This window comes from Psychrobacter sp. Sarcosine-02u-2, assembly GCF_002836335.1.
Lineage (GTDB): Bacteria > Pseudomonadota > Gammaproteobacteria > Pseudomonadales > Moraxellaceae > Psychrobacter > Psychrobacter faecalis.
In genome coordinates, this window is the sequence record NZ_PJBX01000028.1 from 1 (window position 1) to 3,451 (window position 3,451).

The following is a 3,451-nucleotide window of genomic DNA, read 5'->3' on the forward strand; positions in this document are numbered from 1 at the left end:
TTTATCTTTTTTTTGAGCGCTTATCCCGAATTGGGGTTATTTAATAATATCGAAAACATTTTAAAAAAGGGTATATGCTAATGCATGTACCCTTTTTTAATTTAGGTCATTTATTAAAAACTCCATAAATGATGGGATAAGCTTTAGCTTAGAGCTCTATAGTGAGTGAAAAGTAATATTGTTACATCACGCACTGCTGATATCAATTTTTCTTGCTAGCTGTGCCTGCGCAGACAGAGGCTACAAAAAATTGATATCAGCAATACCGTCGCGTTTTTAGGATATTTTAACTATACATTCATTAACGCTTTTATTAACGGTCGAAAATATTTTTCAAATAAAAATAATGCACAAAGAAAAGCCCCGAACCTAGGGCGTTGGGTTCAGGGCTATGGCGTTTCATATTGTTGTTATTATCTCTTCCGTGTTGACTCGTCCTAAGTCATAAACAGTAACCTATAAGACAGCGGGCTGACCTGTGCTTTTATTGTTACTGCCTCAACACTGCATCCTTACATATCCTTGTGTTGATGGTTGTATTCTAGGTGAATTGACGCGGAACGACTAGAGGCTAAAGACCTTATTTAGCGTAAGCATTTGCTTACGTCGCCATTGTTTGTGGCGAGGGTTTTATACAGATGATAAAACCTTTTTAGCAATTACTTTCCTTTTCAGCCTCTGCATGTTCTTTTGATACTTTACAGCCCTCTTGTTTACCCGCTTCAATGGTATTTTTTGCCTCTTTGACATCTTCTGCCTTCTCAGTTGGCGCATTAGTTTCTTGGGTGCTGACTTTTTCGGGCTCGTATTGTAGCGTTGTCAGTACCGGAAAATGGTCGGAGCCGATAGACGGCATGCGCTGAATATCGACTAAGGTGAAGCAGGCACTATGGAAAATATGATCTAACGCCCAACGTAAAAACGGATATTTAACATGAAAGGTATTGATAAAATGGCGCCCGATACGAGGATCTAGCAAGCCTGAGATACGTTGAAAGCGGCGGGTAGTCTTTGACCAAGCGACATCGTTTAAATCTCCTGCCAATATCGCCGTTTGCTTATTTTCTTTGATATGTTTTCCAACCATCAGCAGCTCAGCATCGCGGGTCGTAGACTTATCTGCCTCTGTCGGACTGGGCGGCATCGGGTGCAAACAATAGAGCCAAATCACTTGTCCACCCTGCAAACGTAGCTGCGTATGGATAGATGGAATATCATCAATCATCAAATACTTAACTTCAGGGTCTATGAGCTCAAGCTTAGAATACAGATGCATACCGTATAGATTATCCAAAGGCACTTTGACAGTATAAGGATAATTTGCTTCTATTTGATTAAGGGCTTTCTCCCATTTTTTATCAGTCTCTAAAGTAATTAAAATATCGGGGCGCTTATCTTTTACCAGTTCAACCAGTTTTTGGGTCTCATCATTGGGCGTCAATACGTTTGAAACCATGATTTTAAGCTGGTGCGCATGTCCATTTGGCATATCCTTGGCAGTGAGCACTTCTTTTTTCCAAAGTATGGTATAGGGCAACACCATACGCAATTGAAAGGCGAGCGCGCTACTTAAAACGATAAATAACAGCCACTGACCAAGCTGCCAGTCCGACCAAAATATAACCATGCCAAGCCAAGCGGCGAGCCCGAGGAACATGATTTGAATACGGGGAAACTCAACACCTCGCACCCACCAATTATCAAGAGGCAACAAGCCCCAAATAGTGACAAAGGCGATGAATCCTGCCAACCACTGAGCGCCATAATATAAGAGGGAGAGATCCATAATGTGTGTCGACCGTTTATTAAATGAATGGCGAAGCCAATAATAGTGAATATTCTTTATATAATAATTGTTTGGGCTAAATTTATTTAAGCTAAAAATGATTGAGCGGCTGAACTCTAAACCTTTGTCACAAGATAAATAGCCTGCTTACTTTAGCACCTCATCACGCCTGCGCCTACTATTGAACATTCATTAGACATTAGCGGCTATAAAAAATTACAATTTAAGCCTTATTTAGAGGGGCTTGAATTTAAGAGAAGTTGACACGATAAACAATCAGCAAGCTTAATAAATAGCAGGCTTTATGGGTAGTAGCATTGATAAGTAGAAAAGTGAATAAGTCATATCTGAAAAATGCGGTATATTCTCTAAAAAACCTTGCTTTTTGCTGCTATTCACGGCATTGTTATCGGTTGGCAGTGCAACAATTTATGGTGAAAAGGATTGAGTTTTATGAGTAATTTAACAGTAGGCTTGGTAGGCTGGCGCGGTATGGTCGGGTCAGTATTGATAGAGCGTATGCGTCAAGAAAAAGACTTCGATGGTATCACACCAGTATTTTTTTCGACCAGTAACGCTGGCGGCGACGCCCCAAGCTTTGACGGTATCAAGACCAGCCAACTAAAAGATGCTCATGATATTGAAGCACTTGCCGCCTGTGACGTGATTATTACCTGCCAAGGTGGCGATTACACCTCAAAGGTGCACCAACCGTTACGTGATAATGGCTGGACTGGCTACTGGATTGATGCAGCAAGCACCTTACGTATGGAAGACGACAGCATCATCATTCTTGATCCTGTTAACCGCAATGTGATTGATAAGGCACTGACAAATGGCAAAAAAGACTTCATCGGTGGTAACTGTACCGTGTCACTGATGCTGATGGCAATCGGTGAGCTGTTTAATAAAGGCTGGGTTGAATGGGTCAGCGCCATGACTTATCAAGCAGCGAGTGGCTCTGGCGCCAACAACATGCGCGAGCTAATCGAAGGTATGGGCGTACTCCATGAAGCAGTCAAAGACGAGCTTGCCGACCCTGCCAGCGCCATCCTTGAGATTGATAAAAAAATCGCTCAGACACAGCGCTCAGACGACTTTCCAAAGCAATACTTTGGCGTACCACTAGCAGGCAGTTTGATTCCTTATATCGATTCGCAGTTAGAAAACAAACAATCGCGCGAAGAATGGAAAGGTGGCGTTGAAACCAATAAAATCCTTGGCAATTCTGAAGCCGATAAAATTGCCATTGACGGTATGTGTGTCCGCGTTGGCGCCATGCGTTGTCACGCTCAAGGCTTAACGATTAAACTTAAAAAAGACATCCCGCTAGAAGAAATCGAAGCGGCATTGAAAAATAGCGATAATCAGTGGTTAGATGTGGTTGAAGATACCAAAGAAGCTGCTATAAATCGCTTAACACCGGTAGCAGTAACTGGCACTTTAACAGTGGCGCTAGGACGCCTACGCAAGCTCAATATGGGCCCTGAATATTTGGGTGCGTTCACTGTCGGCGACCAGCTATTATGGGGCGCAGCAGAGCCATTACGCCGTATGCTGAATATCATCCGTGAGCAAAACAGCTAATCTTATTTAATCGCCAATAAAAAAGACAGCGCTTGCTGTCTTTTTTTAGCATCATTTTTGGCGTTATTTTTTTAATAA

At 42.2% G+C, this 3,451-nt stretch carries 2 protein-coding genes; one reads left to right on the forward strand and one right to left on the reverse strand.

The window, feature by feature from the left end; translation table 11 throughout:
- Nucleotides 1-652 precede the first annotated feature (652 nt).
- Nucleotides 653-1,786 carry an endonuclease/exonuclease/phosphatase family protein gene (locus CXF58_RS00980; RefSeq protein ID WP_180952489.1) on the reverse strand — a complete coding sequence of 378 codons (1,134 nt, stop codon included), beginning with the start codon at nucleotides 1,784-1,786 and terminating at the stop codon, nucleotides 653-655.
- 453 nt (nucleotides 1,787-2,239) lie between these two features.
- On the opposite strand from CXF58_RS00980, the gene asd reads away from it, so the two are divergent.
- Nucleotides 2,240-3,373 (forward strand): aspartate-semialdehyde dehydrogenase, encoded by a 1,134-nt coding sequence (gene asd / locus CXF58_RS00985; RefSeq protein ID WP_102076301.1) that lies wholly within the window; start codon nucleotides 2,240-2,242, stop codon nucleotides 3,371-3,373.
- The last annotated feature ends 78 nt before the right edge of the window (nucleotides 3,374-3,451 follow it).